We start from the raw sequence: 17,049 nt of genomic DNA on the forward strand, positions 1-17,049 counted from the left end.
CATGACTAAGGCCGCGTTAATGTCGTTCCGCCCCCGCAATGGTCAGCCGACGCGATTTGCCACCAGATCGTCCACCACCGCCGGATCGGCCAGGGTCGATGTGTCGCCCAGCGAAGACACGTCGCCCTCAGCGATCTTGCGCAGGATGCGCCGCATGATCTTGCCCGACCGGGTCTTGGGCAGGCCGGGGGCGAACTGGATCGCGTCGGGTGTGGCGATGGGGCCGATCTCGCTTCGCACCCATTTGGCCAGTTCCGCCCGAAGCGCATCGTCCGCCGCCACCCGCGCGTTCAGCGTGACATAGGCATAGATGCCCTGCCCCTTCACCTCGTGCGGCATCCCGACCACCGCGGCCTCGGCCACCTTCGGGTGCAGCACCAGCGCGCTTTCCACCTCGGCAGTGCCCATCCGGTGGCCGGACACGTTGATGACATCGTCCACCCGCCCGGTGATCCAGTAATCGCCGTCCGCATCGCGGCGACAACCGTCGCCCGTGAAATACTTGCCGGGGTAAGTGGTGAAATAGGTCTGGAAGAAGCGGTCGTGATCGCCCCAGACGGTGCGCATCTGGCCCGGCCAGCTGCGCGCGATGACCAGATTGCCCTCGGTCGCCCCGTCCAGCACCCGGCCCTCCGCATCGACCAGCTGCGGCTCCACCCCCGGCAGCGGGCGCGTGGCCGATCCGGGCTTGAGTTCGGTCGCCCCCGGCAGCGGCGCGATCATCGCGCCCCCCGTCTCCGTCTGCCACCAGGTATCGATGATCGGGCAGCGGCCTTCGCCCGCGACATCGTGATACCAGCGCCATGCCTCCGGATTGATCGGTTCGCCCACCGTGCCCAGCAGGCGCAGCGACGCCCGGCTGGTCGATTTCACATAATCGTCGCCATCCTTCATCAGCGCCCGCAGCGCGGTGGGTGCGGTGAACAGCGTATGCACCTGATGCCGGTCAACCACCTGCCAGATGCGGCTGGCATCCGGCCAGTTCGGCACCCCTTCATACATCAGCGTGGTCGCACCGTTCGCCAGCGGACCATAAAGGATATAGCTGTGCCCGGTGACCCAGCCGATATCGGCGGCGCACCAGAACACGTCGCCCGGCCGATAATCGAAACAGAGCTCGTGCGTCAGGCTGGCCCAGAGCAGATAGCCGCCGGTGCTGTGCAGCACGCCCTTCGGCTTGCCGGTCGATCCGCTGGTATAGAGGATGAACAGCGGGTCCTCCGCCCCCATCGGTTCCGGCTTGCATTCCGCCGCGACGGTTGCCGCCGCCTCGTGATACCAGATGTCTCGCCCCCCGGTCATCGGCACGTCGGCGCCCGTCGCCCGCACGACGATCACCGTTTCCAGGACCGATGCCCGCGCCGCCGCCGCATCGACATTGGTCTTCAGCGGAACGCGCTTGCCGCCGCGGCGGCCTTCGTCGGCGGTGATGACGATGCGGCTGTCGCAATCGGTGATGCGCCCGGCCAGCGCATCGGGCGAAAAACCGCCGAACACGACCGAATGGATCGCGCCGATGCGGGCGCACGCCAGCACGGCGAACGCCGCCTCCGGAATCATCGGCAGATAGATGGTGACCCGGTCGCCTTTTTCGACGCCCTGCGCCTTCAGGACATTGGCAAAGCGGCATACCTCCGCATGCAGTTCCCGGTAGGTGATGCGGCGCGGTTCGGCGGCGGGATCATCGGGTTCCCAGATGATCGCCACGCTGTCGCCGCGCGTCGCCAGATGCCGGTCGATGCAGTTGGCCGATGCGTTGAGTCGCCCGTCTGCGAACCACTGAATCTTGAAATCGGCCTCGTCGAACGACCAGTCGCCGGCGATTTCGGGCCGCTTCATCCAGTCGAGCCGCCGCGCCTGTTCCAGCCAGAAACTGCCCGGATCGGCCAAGGCACGGCCGTAAAGCCGTTCATAGCCCGCCGCGTCCACGCGTGCCTTGCCCTTCCAGGCATCGGGGACGGGATAACGTGCGGGTTCGGCCATGCTTGCTCTCCGGCTTTGTTGTCGCCCGGCTGTTTCCCCGCTGGGCCGGACCTTGGCAAGCCGCTTGATGGCCGCAGCGGGATTTTCCGCCGTCTGGCGGCGCCGCAAGTCGATACGCCGCAGGAACAAAATCCCAGGCGATACATTTTGCGACACAATATCCTTGGACTTGGGCGCGGGCACGCCCCATGCGTGGGGGGATGCTGGTGAAACGATCCCTGTGGCTGTTCGGGGCCGCTCTGCCTTTGGCCGCCTGTTCGGTTGGGCCTGCGTATCGCCAGGCCGCCCCGGCCGCGCTCGGTGTTCCGGATGACTATTCGGTTGCCACGACCGCCACGGCCCCGGTCGACCTGACCCGGTGGTGGACGCAGTTCGACGATCCGCTGTTGCAGGAACTGGTCGGCAGCGCCGCCGACAGCAACCTGGACGTCGCGCAGGCGCTGACCCGCCTGCGCCAAGCACGCGAACAGCTGGTTTCCTCTCGCGCGGCGTGGTTGCCCAGCGTGTCGGCTTCGGGCAGCGGATCGCGCAACGAACCGCTTGTCGGCGGCACGCGCACCACCACCTTGCCCGACGGCACGATCATCCAGTCGGGGGGCGGCAGTACCAATTTCTCGGTCGGTGCCGATGCCCGCTATCAGATCGACCTGTTCGGCGGCAATGCCAGCAGCGTCCGCGCGGCGCTCGCCCAATATGAGGCGTCCGGCTATGACGTGGCCGGGGTGCTGATCGCGGTTCAGGGCGAAATCGCCCGCAACTATGTGCAGGCCCGGCTGGCGCAGGTCCAGCTGGCCAATGCCCGCGCCGCATTGGGCATTCAGGACGAAAATCTGGAGATTGCAGGCTTTCGGGTCCAGGCGGGGCTGGTGTCGTCGCTGGATGCCGAACAGGCCCGCGGCCAGCGGGCACAGACCGCCGCCTCCATCCCGCAGATCGAGGCCAGCTACAACGCAGCGGTCAGCCGGCTGGGCGTGCTGACCGGACAGGCGCCCGGCGCATTGAAGTCGCGGCTGGCCGAGGCGCGGGCGATCCCGGTCGGCCCGGCGGGCATCGCACTGGGCATCCCGGCGGACACGCTGCGCCAGCGGCCCGATGTCCGCGTCGCCGAACGCAATCTGGCGGCCGCCACGGCCCAGATCGGCGTTGCGCGGGCGCAATTGTTCCCGGCGCTCAATATCGGCGGCACGGTCGACAGCAATGCCAACGCCATCGGTTCGCTGTTCGACGTGGTCAATGGCCGGCTGTTCGCCAGCATCGCGCAGGTCATTTTCGATGGCGGGCGCCTGCGTGCGCAGACCCGATCGGCAGAGGCGGCGGCGGACGGCGCCTTTCTCGCCTATAAGAGCACGGTGCTGCAGGCGCTCGAGGATATCGAGAATGCGGCTATCGCGCTGGATTCGGCCAACCGGCGCGAGCGCGAGTTCGTGATCGCGCTCGACGCATCCAGCAACGCCGCGATCCTGGCGCGCAGCCAGTACCGCGCGGGGCTTACCGACTTCACGACGCTGAACCAGGCGGAAAACACCCTGCTCAGCGCCAATAACAGCCTGGCCCAGGCGCGGGCGGACAAGGCGACGGCGCTTGTCCAGCTTTATGGCGCGCTTGGCGGCGGCTGGTCCCCCGACACCCCGGTTCAGGCGATCGACACCGCGACGCCCGCCGCTCAAGCCCGGAACGACTGATGGCAGACGCAACCACCCCCGATCTCGACGCCTTTCTGGGAACCAGCCGCAAGCCGGCCTGGCGACGGACGCTGGACAAGCCCTGGGTCAAATGGCCGCTGATCGTGATCGGCATCCTGTTGCTGGGCGTCGCCGTGACGCGCGCGATGCAGGGCGAGGCCGGGCCGAATTATACCACTACGGACGTTCGTCAGGGCGATTTCCAGGTGACGGTTTCGGCGACGGGCAAGCTGGCGCCGACCAATCAGGTGACCGTCGGATCGCAGCTGTCCGGGCTGGTGACCGAAGTCGTGGTGGACGTGAACGACCGAGTGGTTGCGGGACAGGCGCTGGCGCTTATCGATCCGGAACAGCTGGACGACCAGATCCAGCAGGGTCGCGCCCAGCTGGCCGCCAATCAGGCGCAGGTCGAACAGGCGCGCGCCACGCTGACCGAAAGCCAGGCGACGCTTGCCCGGTTCGAGGAGGTCAGCCGCCTGTCGCAGGGGCGCGTTCCGGCCAAGACGGAACTGGATACCGCGCGTGCCTCGGTCGCCCGCGCCCGCGCCGCGCTGCGCGTGGCCGAAGCGAACGTGATCGCCGCCCGCGCCCAGCTGTCCAGCAGCCAGACCCAGCGCGAACGGGCCGTCATCCGCAGCCCTGTGAACGGCGTGGTGCTGGCGCGACAGGTCGATCCGGGCCAGACGGTCGCTGCGTCGTTCAACACGCCCACCCTGTTCGTCATCGCCGAGGATCTGAGCGCGATGAAGCTGGAAGTCGCTATCGACGAAGCGGATGTCGGCGCGGTCAAGCAGGGGCAGCGCGCGTCCTTTACCGTCGATGCCTTTCCCGGCGAACGGTTCCCGGCAACGATCACGCGGGTCGATGTGGGGTCCAACCTGTCGGCTCAGGAAGCGGCGAGCGGGACGACCAGCACGACGACGACCGCAAACCAGGTCGTGTCCTATGCCGCGGTGCTGACCGTCGCCAATCCGGAGCAGCGGCTGCGCCCGGGCATGACCGCGACCGCGGAAATCGTGACCAATTCGGCCAGCAATGTCCTGCTGGTGCCCAACGCCGCGCTGCGCTTCACCCCCCAGGCGGCCAATGCCCAGGCCGGTGCCGGCCAGTCGGGCGGCGGCGTTGCCGGCGCGCTGGTACCGCGCGGTCGCCGGTTCGGCGGCAACAGCGCCGAAAAGGGCGCGACGATCGCCCGCGGCTCGCAACAGACGGTCTATATCCTGGGCCAGGACGGCCAGCCCCAGCCCGTGCAGATCACCACCGGCGACAGCAATGGCCAGGTGACGCAGGTCACCGGCGGCGGCCTGCGCCCCGGGATGAAGGTCATCACCGGTCAGCTGGCCAGCGGCGAACAGGCGCGCGGCGGTGGCGGCCAGCGTCAGGGCGGCGGCGGCCAAGGCGGGGGCCAGCGTCAGGGCGGCGGCGGGGGCCAGCGTGGCCAGTAATCCCGTCGCCACCGACGGCGATCCGATCATCAGCCTGCGCGGCGTCACCAAGACCTATGGCGAAGGGCCGACCGCGTTCCAGGCGCTGAAGGGGGTCGATCTCGACATCGCACAGGGGGATTTCGTCGCGGTGATGGGGCCGTCCGGGTCCGGCAAATCGACGACGATGAACATGCTGGGATGCCTGGACGTGCCGACCGGCGGCGAGTTCCTGTTCAAGGGCGTGCATGTCGAACGGCTGGACCGCGATCAGCGGGCGCTGCTCCGCCGCAAATATCTGGGCTTCGTATTTCAGGGGTTCAATCTGCTCGCCCGCACCAGTGCGCTGGAGAATGTCGAATTGCCGCTGCTCTATCGCGGCGACGATCGCAAGGCGCGGCAGGCGGCCGGCATGGCCGCGCTCGAACAGGTCGGCCTGACCAACTGGGCCAGGAACACGCCCGCCGAACTGTCCGGCGGTCAGCAGCAGCGCGTGGCCATCGCCCGCGCCATCGTGACCAATCCCGACGTGCTCCTGGCCGACGAGCCGACCGGCAATCTGGACAGCGAACGATCGGTCGAGATCATGGAATTGCTGTCCCGGCTGAACCGGGAACGGGGCATCACCGTGCTGATGGTCACCCATGAACCCGACATGGCGGCCTATGCCCGCACCATCGTTCATTTCAAGGACGGCCTGGTCGAGCGGATCGAACGGGGACGCCTGCCCGGGGACGAGGTCGCGCACTGATGCTCGGTACCACCTTTACCCTGGCCGTCCGGTCGATCCTGCGTCACAAGCTGCGGTCGTTCCTGACCACGCTCGGCATCATCATCGGCGTGGCGGCGGTGGTCACCATGGTGACGCTGGGCAAGGCGACGACCCTTGCCGTGCAACAGCAGATCGCGTCGCTCGGCACCAACATCCTGCAGGTTCGCCCCGGCCAGGGCTTTGGCCGCGGCGGCGGCGGGCCACGACCGCCCGAGTTCGACCAGCAGGATGTCGACGCCATCCGCGAACAGGTAACCGGCGTCGCATCCGTCGCCCCAACGGCGCAGACCAGCGCCACCGCCATCTATAACGGCGCCAACTGGTCGACATCGGTGAACGGCACCACAAACGCCTTTTTCTCGATCCAGCCCTGGAAACTGGCCGACGGGCGGTTGTTCAGCCCTGCCGAGGAACAGGCAGGCAAGGCCGTCTGCATCATCGGCAATACCGTGGTGACCAATCTGTTCCGGGGCGGCTCGGCGGTGGGCAGCCGCATCCGCGTCGGCAACATCTCCTGCGACGTCATCGCCACGCTCCAGGCGCGCGGGCAGGCCGGCTTTGGCGGCGATCAGGACAATGTCATCGTCATGCCGATCAAGACGGTGCAGCGACGCTTCACCGGCAACCGGGATATCGGCGCGATCCTGGTCGGCACCGACTCGGCGTATCAGACGGCGACGGTGCAATCGGCGCTGACCGACCTGTTGCGCGAACGGCGCCGGATCCAGCCGGGCCAGGACGACAATTTCTTCATCTTCGACAGCCGCCAGTTCACCGATACCTTTACCCAGACGACGCAGCTGCTGACGGCGATCGTCACGGCGGTGGCCGCAATCAGCCTGATCGTTGGCGGCATCGGCATCATGAACATCATGCTGGTCAGCGTCACCGAACGGACCCGCGAAATCGGCATCCGCCTGGCCATCGGCGCGGTGGGGCGCGAAGTGCTGACGCAGTTCCTGGTCGAAGCGATCGTGCTGTCGATGCTGGGCGGCGTGGTGGGCCTGGTGCTGGCGCAGCTGGCCATTGCGGTGATCGCGCCGCTGGCACAGCTCCCCTGGCTGTTCGATCCGGGGATCAATTTCGGCGCGTTCGCCATTTCCGCCATCATCGGCGTGGTGTTCGGCTATTTCCCGGCACGGCGCGCCGCCAGCCTGAACCCCATCGACGCGCTCCGGCACGAATAACCCATCGCGCCGAGAAGGGGGGGACGATTACCGGCGGCGCTGCATCATCGCCAGGCGTTCCGGCGTATCCACATCGATCAGCGTGTCGAAATCGGCCGCGACCAGCGGCATATCGGTCAGCAGGCCGCGCGCACCCCGGTCCCCGGTCAGCGCAGTCAGCGCCCCGAAATGCTGGTCCGTGAACAATGCCGGCGGCATCGCCCCGCCCGGCCCCTGCGTGCCGACGGCGCCCCGATGGTCCAGCGCGGCAAATAGGGCCTGGACATGGTCGGCGGCAATGAATGGCATGTCCGCCAGTGCCACGACCGCCGCATCCGCCCCGCCTGCCGCCGCCGCCGCGATGCCGAGCGCCAGCGAGCGGCCCTGCCCCGCCGCTGGATCGGGATTGTCGATGCGCGTCCACCCGGGAAAGGGCAGCGCGGTACCCGACACGACCACGATCCGCCGGGCAAAGGGCAAGGTGCCAAGCCGGTCGGCCGCGTGCATCGCCAATGGCTTGCCGTGCAGATCGGCGGCCAGCTTGTCCGCAGTGCCAAATCGCCGGGACAGGCCCGCCGCCAGCAGGATCAGCGCACTTCGCTCGATCCGGGCCTCAGGCCTTGCCACGCCACGCGCTCACCATGCCGGCGGCAACCGACAGCGCGATTTCAGATGGACCGATGGCACCGATATCCAGTCCCGCCGGGCCATCGATCCGCGCCAATTGGCCAGCATCCAGCCCGGCCGCCGCCAGCCGCTCCAGCCGCGCCGCATGGCTCCTGCGCGATCCCAGTGCAGCGACATAGCCGGTGTCGAAGCCGAGCGCGGCGATCAGCGCCGGATCGTCGATCTTCGGATCGTGGCTGAGCGTCACTACCGCGCTGGCCGCATCGGGGCGCAGCGCCGCCAGCGCTTCGTCCGGCCAGCGATCGTCGAGCGCAAGGCCCGGGAATCGATCATCGGTCAGGAACCGGCCGCGCGGATCGATCACCGTCGTATCCACCCCCAAGGCCCCGGCAATGCCCACCAGTGCCTGCGCGATCTGGACAGCGCCGATGACGAACAGCCGGTGCGGGGGGCGATATCGGTTGACGAATGCGCCCTCCGTCCCCGGCTGGCTGACGCCGCTGTCCAGGCTGGTGGCGACATCGAACGGACACCCGGCCTGGCGGGCATCGGCGATGGCGGCGAACAACTCGGGCGGGAAACCCTGTGCCGCGACCGGCTGAACCAGCACCGCAATCTCCCCGCCACAGGGCAGGCCCGCCTCCCACGCCGCGTCATCGGCGACGCCATAGCGTTTCAATTCGGCCCTACCGCTGGCGATCACCGCCGCCGCCGTCGCCAGGATATCCGCCTCGACACAGCCGCCCGACACCGATCCCTCGAACCGGCCATCTGCGTGCACGATCATGTGGCTGCCGCGCGGGCGCGGGGCCGATCCCCAGGTGCTGACTACGGTCGCGATGGCGCACGGTTCGCCCGCCCAGGCCAGCCCGGCGGCAAGGACCGCGTCATCGCCGGTCATGATTGATCCAATCTGTCACATTCCCGCGTTATCCGCGCTGCAGCGTCTGGCAAAGGGGGAAATGATGCGCGCGGCACTGATCGTCTTTACGCTGCTGGCCAGCGCGTGCGCCATGGGACAGGATCGATCGATGCCGATTGCCGCCTCTGCCAGCCGCCCTATCGTGATTGCCCATCGCGGGGCCAGCGGTGACCGGCCCGAACATACGCTGGCCGCCTATGACCTGGCCATCGATCAGGGCGCGGACTTCATCGAACCCGATCTGGTGCCGACCCGGGACGGCCATCTGGTCGCGCGCCACGAAAACAACATCACGGATACGACCGATGTCGCCGCCCGTCCGGAGTTCGCCGCGCGAAAGGCGACCAAGATCATCGACGGAGAGGCGCAGACCGGCTGGTTCACCGAGGATTTTACGCTGGCCGAGCTGAAGACGCTGAAGGCCAGGGAAAGGCTGCCCCAGCTGCGGCCCGACAATACCCGCTATGACGGCCAGTTCGAGGTACCGACGCTGGAAGAGGTGATCGCACTGGCCAAGCGGCGGTCGGCGGAAACGGGGCGCACCATCGGCATCTATCCCGAAACCAAGCATCCGAGCTATTTCCGCTCCATCGGCCTGCCGCTGGAGGAACGGCTGGTCGCGGCGCTTCGCGGGGCGGGATGGGACCGGGCCGATGCGCCGGTGTTCATCCAGTCGTTCGAGGTCGACAACCTCAAGCGGCTGAAGGGGCTGACCCGGGCGCCGCTGATCCAGTTGCTGGCCGGGGCCGGTGCGCCGCCCGACGGGGCTGCGCCCAGCTATGCGGCGATGGCGACGCCCGCGGGGCTCAGGGCCATCGCCGCCTATGCCGTCGGGATCGGCCCGGAAAAGGCGATGGTCCAACCGGGCGACGGTGCGCCGACCACCCTTGTGGCCGACGCGCATGCAGCGGGTCTGAAGCTGCATCCCTGGACGTTCCGGGCGGAAAGCTTTTTCCTGCCGCCGTCGCTGAAAAGCGGCAGCCCTGCCACACGCGGACGGATGGATGAAGAGGTTCGCCGCTTTCTTTCTCTTGGCGTGGACGGCGTTTTCAGCGATCATCCCGGCATCGCCGTCGCCGCCCGCGACCGCCCGTCGGAGTAGTCCCAATGCGTCGTGCCGCCATCGCACTGCTTGCCCTTGCCGTTCCGATGACCGGTGGCTGCATCGTCAAGACTGCTGCGGATATCGTCACTGCGCCGGTGCGGGCCGGTGCGCAGGTGGTCGACTGGACCACCACCAGCCAGGAGGAATCCGACCGCAATTACGGGCGCGAGATGCGCAAGCGCGAGGCGCGCGAGGGCAAGGAACGCCGTGCCTGGGAAAAGGCCTGTCGCCAGCGGCCGGACGAATGCCGCCCCTATGACGGCTATGTGGCCAGCCGCCCGGATTGAACCCCGATCAAGTCGCAATCTTGAACGCGCCGCCACGCACGACCGCTCAGGTCGAACGGGTCAGAAGGATGAATTGATGCTCTAAGCCAGCGCCTCCGCCACCGCGCGGAGCACTGACGCCCGCGACTGCACCAGCAGATGGCCGGATCGCACCTCGACCGCGCGGCAGTTCGGGTCGTCCGCCGTCACGCAGTTCGCGCCCTGGACGAAGCCATCCGTCCGGCTCCAGATCGCGGTCGATGGGACCGGCAGGGGCCGGACCGCCTCTGCCAGCCGGTCGCGGACCTGCGGATCGTCGATCTTTTCGCCCGCCAGCAATTCATAGACCCGCCAGACATTGGTCGCCCTGCCCGGCCCGGCAAAGGGCGAGCTGATCGTCACCACATGGCGGACCAGATCGGGCCGACGATGCGCGACCAGCCGGGCAAGGATGCCACCCAGGCTGGTGCCGACCAGCGCGACCGGTTGCCCACCCGATGCAGCGGACAGCGCCTCGACCCGCCCGATCAGCCGACCCAGGTCGGCACCCACCGTCGGCACGCCGCGATTGACCCCCAGGCCCCAGCCCTCTGCCCGGTAGCCCCGGCGGTTCAGATAGCGTTTGAGGATCAGGCTGGACGCATCATTGTTGGCCAAACCCGGCAACAGCAGCACCGGGGCGCCGCCCCCCACCCGCTCGGACGGCAGCGAACGCCAGCTGAGCGCCAGTTCGGTCAGGCCGATCACGGCCCGTGCCGGTTCGGCTGCGAACAACAGGGCGGGCGGGGGGGTGTCGATGCTCATGGCAGCGACCATAGCACCGCCCAGGTGAACGGCGTCCAACGGCCGACGCGCACCCCGGCGGTCCGCAAGGCATCACCCACCCAGGCGTTGCAGGTATGGATCGCCGAATAGCGCCCGCGCCCGTCGAAAAAGCTGTCCGAACGGAAATGGCCCGGCCGCCCCGCCCCGCTCGGATCCGCCCAGCCCGCGCGAATGAACGCCGCCAGTCGCTGGTATTCGGCCGGCCGCAGGGTCAGTTGGCGCACCGAAGCGCCAGGCACGGGCCGGGGCAGATGCTGGACGTGAATCACCGTCGCATCGCTGCCGATCGCGGCATTCAGGATGGTGCCGACCCGCACATCGGCCCAGGTCGGCGTATCCTGATAGAATCCGCGCTCGCCCCAGCCGATCGCCAGCCAGTCATGCCCGGCCATGCGCGGATCGCGAAGCGCCGATGCCGGAGACAGCGGCCGCCAGTCCACGCCTGCTGCCACCTTGGGCACCACGATCCCTGCATGAACGCCGTTATCCTCGACAAAAATGGTGACGCCGCGTTCCGGCGGGGCCCATCCGCCATTTGCCGGGATCATGCCGCCGATCGTGCCCGCGACCAGATACAGCGCCAGGCATGCCGGCAGCACGATCAGCATGGCCAGCACGCGGCGGAACGGGCGTCGATTTCTTGTCATCGAATGCCCATGCTATAGCAACGCCATGGCCAGTGAAACGCATGTTCTCGATCGCCCGCCCGCCGGTGCCAATGCCGACTGGACGATCCCCCAGGATTGGGACGCCTTTACCGCCGAGGACCATGGCGTCTGGGACACGCTGTTCGCGCGCCAGATGAAGCTGCTTCCCGGCCGGGCAAGTGCCGCATTCCTGCGCGGGCTGGAGGCCCTGCGCCTGTCCGAACGGGGCATTCCGAATTTCGAGGAACTGTCCGACCGGCTGGAGGCGCTGACCGGCTGGCGCGTCGTGGCCGTGCCGGGCCTGGTGCCGGACGACGTGTTCTTCGACCATATGGCCAATCGCCGTTTCGTTGCGGGCAATTTCATCCGGCGGCCGGACCAGCTCGACTATCTTCAGGAACCGGACGTGTTCCACGATGTGTTCGGCCATGTGCCGATGCTGGCCGATCCGGTGTTCGCGGATTACCTGGCCGCCTATGGCCGGGGCGGTCTGCGCGCCATGGAACTGGGGGCGCTCAAGCAACTGGCGCGGCTATACTGGTACACGGTCGAATTCGGGCTGATCGAGGAGGCGGGCGGCCTTCGCATCTATGGGTCCGGCATCGTATCGAGCTATGGCGAGAGCAGGTTCGCGCTGGACAGCGACAGTCCCAACCGCATCCGCTTCGACATGAAACGGGTGATGCGCACGGACTACCGGATCGACGATTACCAGCAGAGCTATTTCGTCATCCCCGGTTTCGACGACCTGCTGCGCCAGACGGTGGAGACCGACTTCGCCCCGCTTTATGCCGAAATCTTGCCGCTGCCGTCGCATCCCGTGGATGCGATCGTCGATGGCGACGATGTCATCACGCGCGGCACGCAGGCCTATGCGCTGAGCAAAAGCTGAAAACCCTCACCCTTCCCACCGCTTCGCGGCGGGCCCCTTCCCTCTCCCGCATGCGGGAGAGGGAGGGAGCACCGCAGGTGCGGAAGGGTGAGGGTTCTCGCTACCAGCTCCCGAATCCCGGCGCGGGGCTTGGCTCCTTCGGCCCCAGACGGGTAGCGCGTTGCGCCCCGAACCGGTGCCGACGGACGAAGCGCAGCGTCGGCCATTGTCCCCGGTCGATCCGCCCGGCCAGCCGCATCCCCTGCCGCCGATAGGCGCGGGTCACGGCTTCCGCCTGAGTGTCGAGCAGTCCGGCAAGGATCAGGGTGCCGCCCGGTGCCACGGCGGCGCACAGGGTTGGTGCCAGATCGATCAGCGGACCGGCGAGGATGTTGGCGATGGCGAGGTCATAGGGCGCCCGGACGATCAATGTCGGATGCTCCAGCCCCGGTGCGACGGCGAGCGCCAACGCACCCTTGCCCCGCCCCAGCGGCACGCCATTGGCCTGTGCATTCTCCCGCGTCACCTCGATCGACATGGGATCGATGTCCGATGCGGTCGCCAACGCACCGGGCCACAGATGCATCGCGGCAAAGGCGAGCAGCCCGGTGCCGGTGCCCACATCCACCACGTGCCTGAACCGCGCGCCCGAACGCTTGAGCTGGTCCAGCATCATCAGGCAGCCGCTGGTCGTCTCATGCGTGCCCGTGCCGAACGCCAGTCCGGCGGGGATCAGGAACGGTACCGCTCCGGGCGGCACGACCCCCCGGTTCGTGTCGGTATGCACATAGAATCGCCCGGCATGAACCGGCTCGATTCCCGCCTGGCTCATCGTCACCCAATCGGCGTCTGCCAACCGTTCGAGCACGGGCTTGGCGCGCGCGGCGCTGGGGGCCAGCGCCTGGACCGCGGCGATCACCGATTTGGCGGGCTTGCCCTCGAAATAGGCCTCGATCCGCCAGCTGTCGGGATCGTCCTCCACCGATTCGCTGGTCATCAGCACGGGCGTCGGCTCCAGCAGCGCAAGCGCGCCCAGATCGGCGTCGATCGCCTCGGCCTCGGCCCGCGTGCACGGCAGGGTCAGCTTCCAGCTTTCAGCGGACATAGCTGGCTCCGTTCACATCCAGCACCGCGCCGGTCATGCTGGCGGGCGCTTCCAGCGCGCAGAACCGGGCCATCGTCGCCACTTCGTCGGGCATCGCCACCCGCCCGAGCGGAATGTCGGCGAGCAGCTTGTCCCCGCCCCGGCTGGCCAGATAGTCCTCTGCCATGCCCGTCATGGTGAAGCCCGGACAGATGGCGAAGGCGAGAATGCCCCGGGCGGCATAGCCGCGCGCGATCGTCTTGGTCATGGCGACCATGCCCGCCTTTGACGCGGCATAATGCCAGTGCGCCGGGCTGTCGCCGCGATAGGCCGCACGGCTGGCGATGTTGACGATCCGACCGCCGCTGTCCCGTTTCTGCCAATGCAGCACCGCCAGGCGGGACAGCTCGGCAGCGGCGGTCAGATTGATGCGCATGGTGCGTTCCAATGCCGACAGCCATTCGTCGTCCGGGCAATCGATCGGGGTCGCCTCGAATATCCCGGCATTGTTGACGATGACGTCGATCCGACCCTCCAGCGCATCCAGCGCCCTGGCCCATAGGGATGCCGCCGCCCCCGGCTCGGCGAAATCGGCCGCCAGGCCGTTGCGGGTGGATTGGGTCGCCAGGCGGATGCCAGGCGCTTCGAGCGCCGCCGCAATGGCAGCGCCGATGCCCCGGCTCGCACCGGTCAGCAGGATATGGGTTTGCTTCATCCCCGCCCGTTACCGGGACGGGGAGCGGCGGGAAAGTCCCCCTTTAGCGGCCGTCAGCCGATGAAAACTGCTCGGCCGCGCCTTTCAGGGCGACCAGCCGATCGTCGACCTCGACGAAATCGCGCTCCAGCTGGTCCATTTCGCTCGCGACCGATTCGGTATCCTCGCGGATCGCGGCAATGGTCGACGACATGGAATCGGCGGCAAGCGCGGTTTCATCGACGGCGGCGGTGATCGCCGTCACCGTCTGTGCCTGGGTTTCCATGGCCGTGCGGATGCGGTCGGCGCTGTTCTGAACCTCGCTGACCGTCGATCGGATCGATACGTTGGTTTCTACCGTCGACCGGGTGGCCGACTGGATGGCGGCGATCTTTGACGCGATATCGTCGGTTGCCCGTGCGGTCTGGTTGGCCAGGCTCTTCACTTCCTGTGCCACCACGGCGAAACCGCGCCCGGCATCGCCCGCCCGCGCCGCCTCGATCGTCGCGTTCAGCGCCAGCAAATTGGTCTGCCCGGCAATGTCGCGGATCAGGCCAAGGATCGATTCGATCGACTTGGCATGGTCGGACAGCATTTCGCTCATCCCCACTGCCTCGCCCGCCTGGCCGCTGGCGCGCGTGGCGATCTCGGCAGCAGCCTCCACCTCCATCCGCGCATCCTCGATCGCCCGGATCAGCCCTGCCGCGGTCTGGGCCGCCTCGCGCATCGCCACCGCCGACTGTTCGGCCGCCGCCGCCACTTCCGATGCCTTGCCCAGCATCCCGCGTGCCGAGGACGAGGCGGATTGCGCCTGCACCCGGATCCGCCGCCCGAGATCGGACGTGCCCTCGATCGATTCGGCAATGCTGGCGCGAAACCGACGGGCGTCGTCGCGCTTGATCGCGTCGGTCTGGCTGGCGTCGCGCTCGCCCAGATGCCCGGCCATGACATCGGCTTCGATAAGGGCCAGACGCTGCACCACCTCGGCGAGGCGACGCATCCGCGCGGCATCGTCGCCGACTTGTTCCTCGATGATCTGCAGGGTCAGGCAATGGGCATAGGCAAGCGCCGCCAGCAACGCCTGCAACGGCATGCTGGCCCGGTGCGAATCGGCGGCAAAGCGCCGGGCGATGTGGATCCATTCATCGCCAGCAGGATCGGCATATTTGCACTGGACGTAATGACTGGCCGACCGCACGGCATCGGCCATTCGCGCCGCGTCATAGTGTTTGCGGATCGGTTCGGCCGACGGCAGCGACAGGTAGTGCCGCCAGAAACTTTCGGCCAGGTCCCCTTCGCGTCCAGCCATCAGCGTGCTGACCTCGCGGGCATTGGCGACAAGCGCGCCGTCCCAGTCATATGCCTGCAACCGTTCGCCAGCGGACAGTTCGCCCCGCCCCCATCGGCCGATTTCGACCGCACGCATTCCAGACATCCGCCTCTCCAAGCTTATGATTATGCGGCAACCTTGACGACAAATTCTCCGGTGCCGTTCTTCAGGACGCCCAGTTCGTTTTCCAGCGCGGCAAAGCTCTGCCCCACCCGGTCGATTTCGTTGGCGACCGATTCGGTATCCTCGCGGATCGCGGCGATGGTCGACGACATGGAATCGGCGGCAAGCGCGGTTTCATCGACGGCGGCGGTGATCGCCGTCACCGTCTGTGCCTGGATTTCCATGGCCGTGCGGATGCGGTTCGCGCTCTGCTGAACCTCGGTGACGGTCGATCGGATCGACACGTTGGTCTCGACCGTCGACCGGGTGGCCGACTGGATCGCCGCAATTTTCGAGGCGATATCGTCGGTCGCCCGCGCGGTCTGATTGGCCAGGCTCTTCACCTCCTGCGCCACGACGGCAAAGCCGCGCCCGGCATCGCCCGCCCGCGCCGCCTCGATCGTCGCGTTCAGCGCCAGCAAATTGGTCTGGCTGGCAATGTCGCGGATCAGGCCAAGGATCGATTCGATCGACTTTGCGTGATCGGAAAGCATTTCGCTCATCCCCACTGCCTCGCCCGCCTGGCCGCTTGCGCGCGTGGCGATCTCGGCCGCAGCCTCCACCTCCATCCGCGCATCCTCGATCGCCCGGATCAGCCCCGCTGCAGTCTGGGCCGCCTCGCGCATCGCCACCGCCGACTGCTCGGCCGCTGCCGCCACTTCCGATGCCTTGCCCAGCATGCCGCGCGCCGAGGACGAGGTGTAGGATGCCTGGGTGCGCAGGCTCTGCCCCTCATGGTTCGCCCGTTCGACCGTCGCGCCGATATTGGCGCGAAACTCCTCGGCCAGCCGTTCGCGCGCCGCCTGCGCGCTGAACTTGCGGTAACCGGTATAGATTTCGACGGTGATGTCGCTTTCCAGCGCCGACAGCCGCATCAGCGTGTCGACGTGCCGTACCAGCAACGGATCGCCAGCCGGCACCCGCCGCACCAGCACCTCAAGCGCAGTGCGATCGCTGGCCGAAATCATCGACAGCAGCGCCATGGGCGGCACCCCGGCACCATAGGCTGCCGCCACCGACCGTTCGATCGATTCGATCCAGTCGTGCCGGCCCGTATTCAGGAACCGGTCGCGCAGGAACGCGACGCCCAGATCGACCATCTTTTCGGTTTCGTGGGTTGCCCAGATGCGTTGATCGGCAAAGCAGCGCAGCCATTGCTGCCAATAGGCCTCGGCAATTGCGCGAATGTCGTGGGCCAGCAATTCCCAGACGGCTCGGGCATTTTCAGCCAGCGACCGGTCGGTATCGAATACCCGCAGCCGAGCATCAAGATCGATCTGCGCCGCGATCCGGCCGGGCGGCGGCATATCCGGTGCATTGGAACCTGTGCTCACGTGAACTGCTCGCCTCCGTCGATGGATCGACACCATCTGTGTCGCACCAGTGCTAACGGATCAGGTGTTAAGGGGTGGTTAGCCATGAGACGAAACAGCCGCAGCGCCTGCCGTCGGTGATCCGTGGCGCAGCGGCAAAGGCACGGCAGACGTTC

General features: G+C 67.6%; 16 protein-coding genes. 7 read left to right on the plus strand and 9 right to left on the minus strand.

The window, feature by feature from the left end; all coding sequences use genetic code 11:
* Positions 1-42: 42 nt before the first annotated feature.
* A complete protein-coding gene (acs, locus tag ACPVPU_RS15235) occupies positions 43-1,983 on the minus strand; it encodes an acetate--CoA ligase (protein WP_448658824.1) in 1,941 nt (646 codons plus the stop codon).
* Between the two features lie 200 nt (positions 1,984-2,183).
* On the opposite strand from acs, the gene ACPVPU_RS15240 reads away from it, so the two are divergent.
* The 4 genes from ACPVPU_RS15240 to ACPVPU_RS15255 are packed head-to-tail and all read left to right on the plus strand — an operon-like array spanning position 2,184 to position 7,048.
* Positions 2,184-3,665, plus strand: coding sequence for an efflux transporter outer membrane subunit (locus ACPVPU_RS15240; protein ID WP_448658825.1), 1,482 nt, complete (start codon positions 2,184-2,186; stop codon positions 3,663-3,665).
* A complete protein-coding gene (locus ACPVPU_RS15245; RefSeq protein WP_448658826.1) occupies positions 3,665-5,110 on the plus strand; it encodes an efflux RND transporter periplasmic adaptor subunit in 1,446 nt (481 codons plus the stop codon). The genes ACPVPU_RS15240 and ACPVPU_RS15245 overlap by 1 nt, the downstream gene beginning before the upstream one ends.
* Positions 5,100-5,840, plus strand: a complete 741-nt coding sequence (locus tag ACPVPU_RS15250) for an ABC transporter ATP-binding protein (RefSeq protein WP_448660550.1) — start codon at positions 5,100-5,102, stop codon at positions 5,838-5,840. Before ACPVPU_RS15245 ends, ACPVPU_RS15250 begins: the two co-directional genes overlap by 11 nt.
* Positions 5,840-7,048, plus strand: coding sequence for an ABC transporter permease (locus tag ACPVPU_RS15255; protein ID WP_448658827.1), 1,209 nt, complete (start codon positions 5,840-5,842; stop codon positions 7,046-7,048). Before ACPVPU_RS15250 ends, ACPVPU_RS15255 begins: the two co-directional genes overlap by 1 nt.
* Before the next feature lie 27 nt (positions 7,049-7,075).
* Here the strand turns inward: ACPVPU_RS15255 and ACPVPU_RS15260 are convergent, their stop codons facing one another.
* Together ACPVPU_RS15260 and ACPVPU_RS15265 are read right to left on the minus strand one after the other, a co-directional pair.
* A complete protein-coding gene (locus ACPVPU_RS15260) occupies positions 7,076-7,654 on the minus strand; it encodes an NTP transferase domain-containing protein (protein WP_448658828.1) in 579 nt (192 codons plus the stop codon).
* Positions 7,641-8,555, minus strand: coding sequence for an XdhC family protein (locus tag ACPVPU_RS15265; protein WP_448658829.1), 915 nt, complete (start codon positions 8,553-8,555; stop codon positions 7,641-7,643). Before ACPVPU_RS15265 ends, ACPVPU_RS15260 begins: the two co-directional genes overlap by 14 nt.
* A 112-nt stretch (positions 8,556-8,667) precedes the next feature.
* Here ACPVPU_RS15265 and ACPVPU_RS15270 point away from each other — a divergent pair, with 112 nt between their 5' ends.
* Both ACPVPU_RS15270 and ACPVPU_RS15275 read left to right on the plus strand, forming a co-directional pair.
* Positions 8,668-9,678 (plus strand): glycerophosphodiester phosphodiesterase, encoded by a 1,011-nt coding sequence (locus ACPVPU_RS15270; protein ID WP_448660551.1) that lies wholly within the window; start codon positions 8,668-8,670, stop codon positions 9,676-9,678.
* Positions 9,679-9,683: 5 nt separating this feature from the next.
* The gene (locus ACPVPU_RS15275; RefSeq protein ID WP_448658830.1) at positions 9,684-9,968 is read left to right on the plus strand and encodes a hypothetical protein; all 285 of its coding nucleotides are present in this window, start codon (positions 9,684-9,686) and stop codon (positions 9,966-9,968) included.
* An 81-nt stretch (positions 9,969-10,049) separates the two neighbouring features.
* On the opposite strand, the gene ACPVPU_RS15280 is transcribed toward ACPVPU_RS15275, so the two are convergent.
* A complete protein-coding gene (locus ACPVPU_RS15280; protein WP_448658831.1) occupies positions 10,050-10,751 on the minus strand; it encodes an esterase/lipase family protein in 702 nt (233 codons plus the stop codon).
* Complete coding sequence (locus tag ACPVPU_RS15285; protein WP_448658832.1) at positions 10,748-11,419, minus strand: TIGR02117 family protein; 672 nt, start codon at positions 11,417-11,419, stop codon at positions 10,748-10,750. The genes ACPVPU_RS15280 and ACPVPU_RS15285 overlap by 4 nt, the downstream gene beginning before the upstream one ends.
* 25 nt (positions 11,420-11,444) lie before the next feature.
* Here ACPVPU_RS15285 and phhA point away from each other — a divergent pair, with 25 nt between their 5' ends.
* The gene (gene phhA, locus ACPVPU_RS15290; RefSeq protein WP_448658833.1) at positions 11,445-12,311 is read left to right on the plus strand and encodes a phenylalanine 4-monooxygenase; all 867 of its coding nucleotides are present in this window, start codon (positions 11,445-11,447) and stop codon (positions 12,309-12,311) included.
* A gap of 100 nt (positions 12,312-12,411) precedes the next feature.
* On the opposite strand, the gene ACPVPU_RS15295 is transcribed toward phhA, so the two are convergent.
* The 4 genes from ACPVPU_RS15295 to ACPVPU_RS15310 are packed head-to-tail and all read right to left on the minus strand — an operon-like array spanning position 12,412 to position 16,867.
* Entirely contained in the window at positions 12,412-13,395 is a 984-nt protein-coding gene (locus ACPVPU_RS15295) for a 50S ribosomal protein L11 methyltransferase (protein ID WP_448658834.1), read from the minus strand.
* The gene (locus ACPVPU_RS15300) at positions 13,385-14,089 is read right to left on the minus strand and encodes an SDR family NAD(P)-dependent oxidoreductase (protein ID WP_448658835.1); all 705 of its coding nucleotides are present in this window, start codon (positions 14,087-14,089) and stop codon (positions 13,385-13,387) included. Before ACPVPU_RS15300 ends, ACPVPU_RS15295 begins: the two co-directional genes overlap by 11 nt.
* Before the next feature lie 43 nt (positions 14,090-14,132).
* A complete protein-coding gene (locus ACPVPU_RS15305; RefSeq protein WP_448658836.1) occupies positions 14,133-15,503 on the minus strand; it encodes a methyl-accepting chemotaxis protein in 1,371 nt (456 codons plus the stop codon).
* Between the two features lie 20 nt (positions 15,504-15,523).
* Positions 15,524-16,867, minus strand: a complete 1,344-nt coding sequence (locus tag ACPVPU_RS15310; RefSeq protein ID WP_448660552.1) for a methyl-accepting chemotaxis protein — start codon at positions 16,865-16,867, stop codon at positions 15,524-15,526.
* Positions 16,868-17,049 lie beyond the last annotated feature (182 nt).

The organism is Sphingomonas paludis, assembly GCF_053502515.1.

Excerpts from the sequence above, each read along its gene's own strand:
- acs (WP_448658824.1), bottom strand. The coding sequence starts at position 1,983 with ATGGCCGAACCCGCACGTTATCCCGTCCCCGATGCCTGGAAGGGCAAG.
- ACPVPU_RS15240 (WP_448658825.1), top strand. The coding sequence starts at position 2,184 with ATGCTGGTGAAACGATCCCTGTGGCTGTTCGGGGCCGCTCTGCCTTTG.
- ACPVPU_RS15245 (WP_448658826.1), top strand. The coding sequence starts at position 3,665 with ATGGCAGACGCAACCACCCCCGATCTCGACGCCTTTCTGGGAACCAGC.
- ACPVPU_RS15255 (WP_448658827.1), top strand. The coding sequence starts at position 5,840 with ATGCTCGGTACCACCTTTACCCTGGCCGTCCGGTCGATCCTGCGTCAC.
- ACPVPU_RS15265 (WP_448658829.1), bottom strand. The coding sequence starts at position 8,555 with ATGACCGGCGATGACGCGGTCCTTGCCGCCGGGCTGGCCTGGGCGGGC.
- ACPVPU_RS15270 (WP_448660551.1), top strand. The coding sequence starts at position 8,668 with ATGGGACAGGATCGATCGATGCCGATTGCCGCCTCTGCCAGCCGCCCT.
- ACPVPU_RS15275 (WP_448658830.1), top strand. The coding sequence starts at position 9,684 with ATGCGTCGTGCCGCCATCGCACTGCTTGCCCTTGCCGTTCCGATGACC.
- ACPVPU_RS15280 (WP_448658831.1), bottom strand. The coding sequence starts at position 10,751 with ATGAGCATCGACACCCCCCCGCCCGCCCTGTTGTTCGCAGCCGAACCG.
- ACPVPU_RS15285 (WP_448658832.1), bottom strand. The coding sequence starts at position 11,419 with ATGACAAGAAATCGACGCCCGTTCCGCCGCGTGCTGGCCATGCTGATC.
- phhA (WP_448658833.1), top strand. The coding sequence starts at position 11,445 with ATGGCCAGTGAAACGCATGTTCTCGATCGCCCGCCCGCCGGTGCCAAT.
- ACPVPU_RS15295 (WP_448658834.1), bottom strand. The coding sequence starts at position 13,395 with ATGTCCGCTGAAAGCTGGAAGCTGACCCTGCCGTGCACGCGGGCCGAG.
- ACPVPU_RS15300 (WP_448658835.1), bottom strand. The coding sequence starts at position 14,089 with ATGAAGCAAACCCATATCCTGCTGACCGGTGCGAGCCGGGGCATCGGC.
- ACPVPU_RS15305 (WP_448658836.1), bottom strand. The coding sequence starts at position 15,503 with ATGTCTGGAATGCGTGCGGTCGAAATCGGCCGATGGGGGCGGGGCGAA.
- ACPVPU_RS15310 (WP_448660552.1), bottom strand. The coding sequence starts at position 16,867 with ATGCCGCCGCCCGGCCGGATCGCGGCGCAGATCGATCTTGATGCTCGG.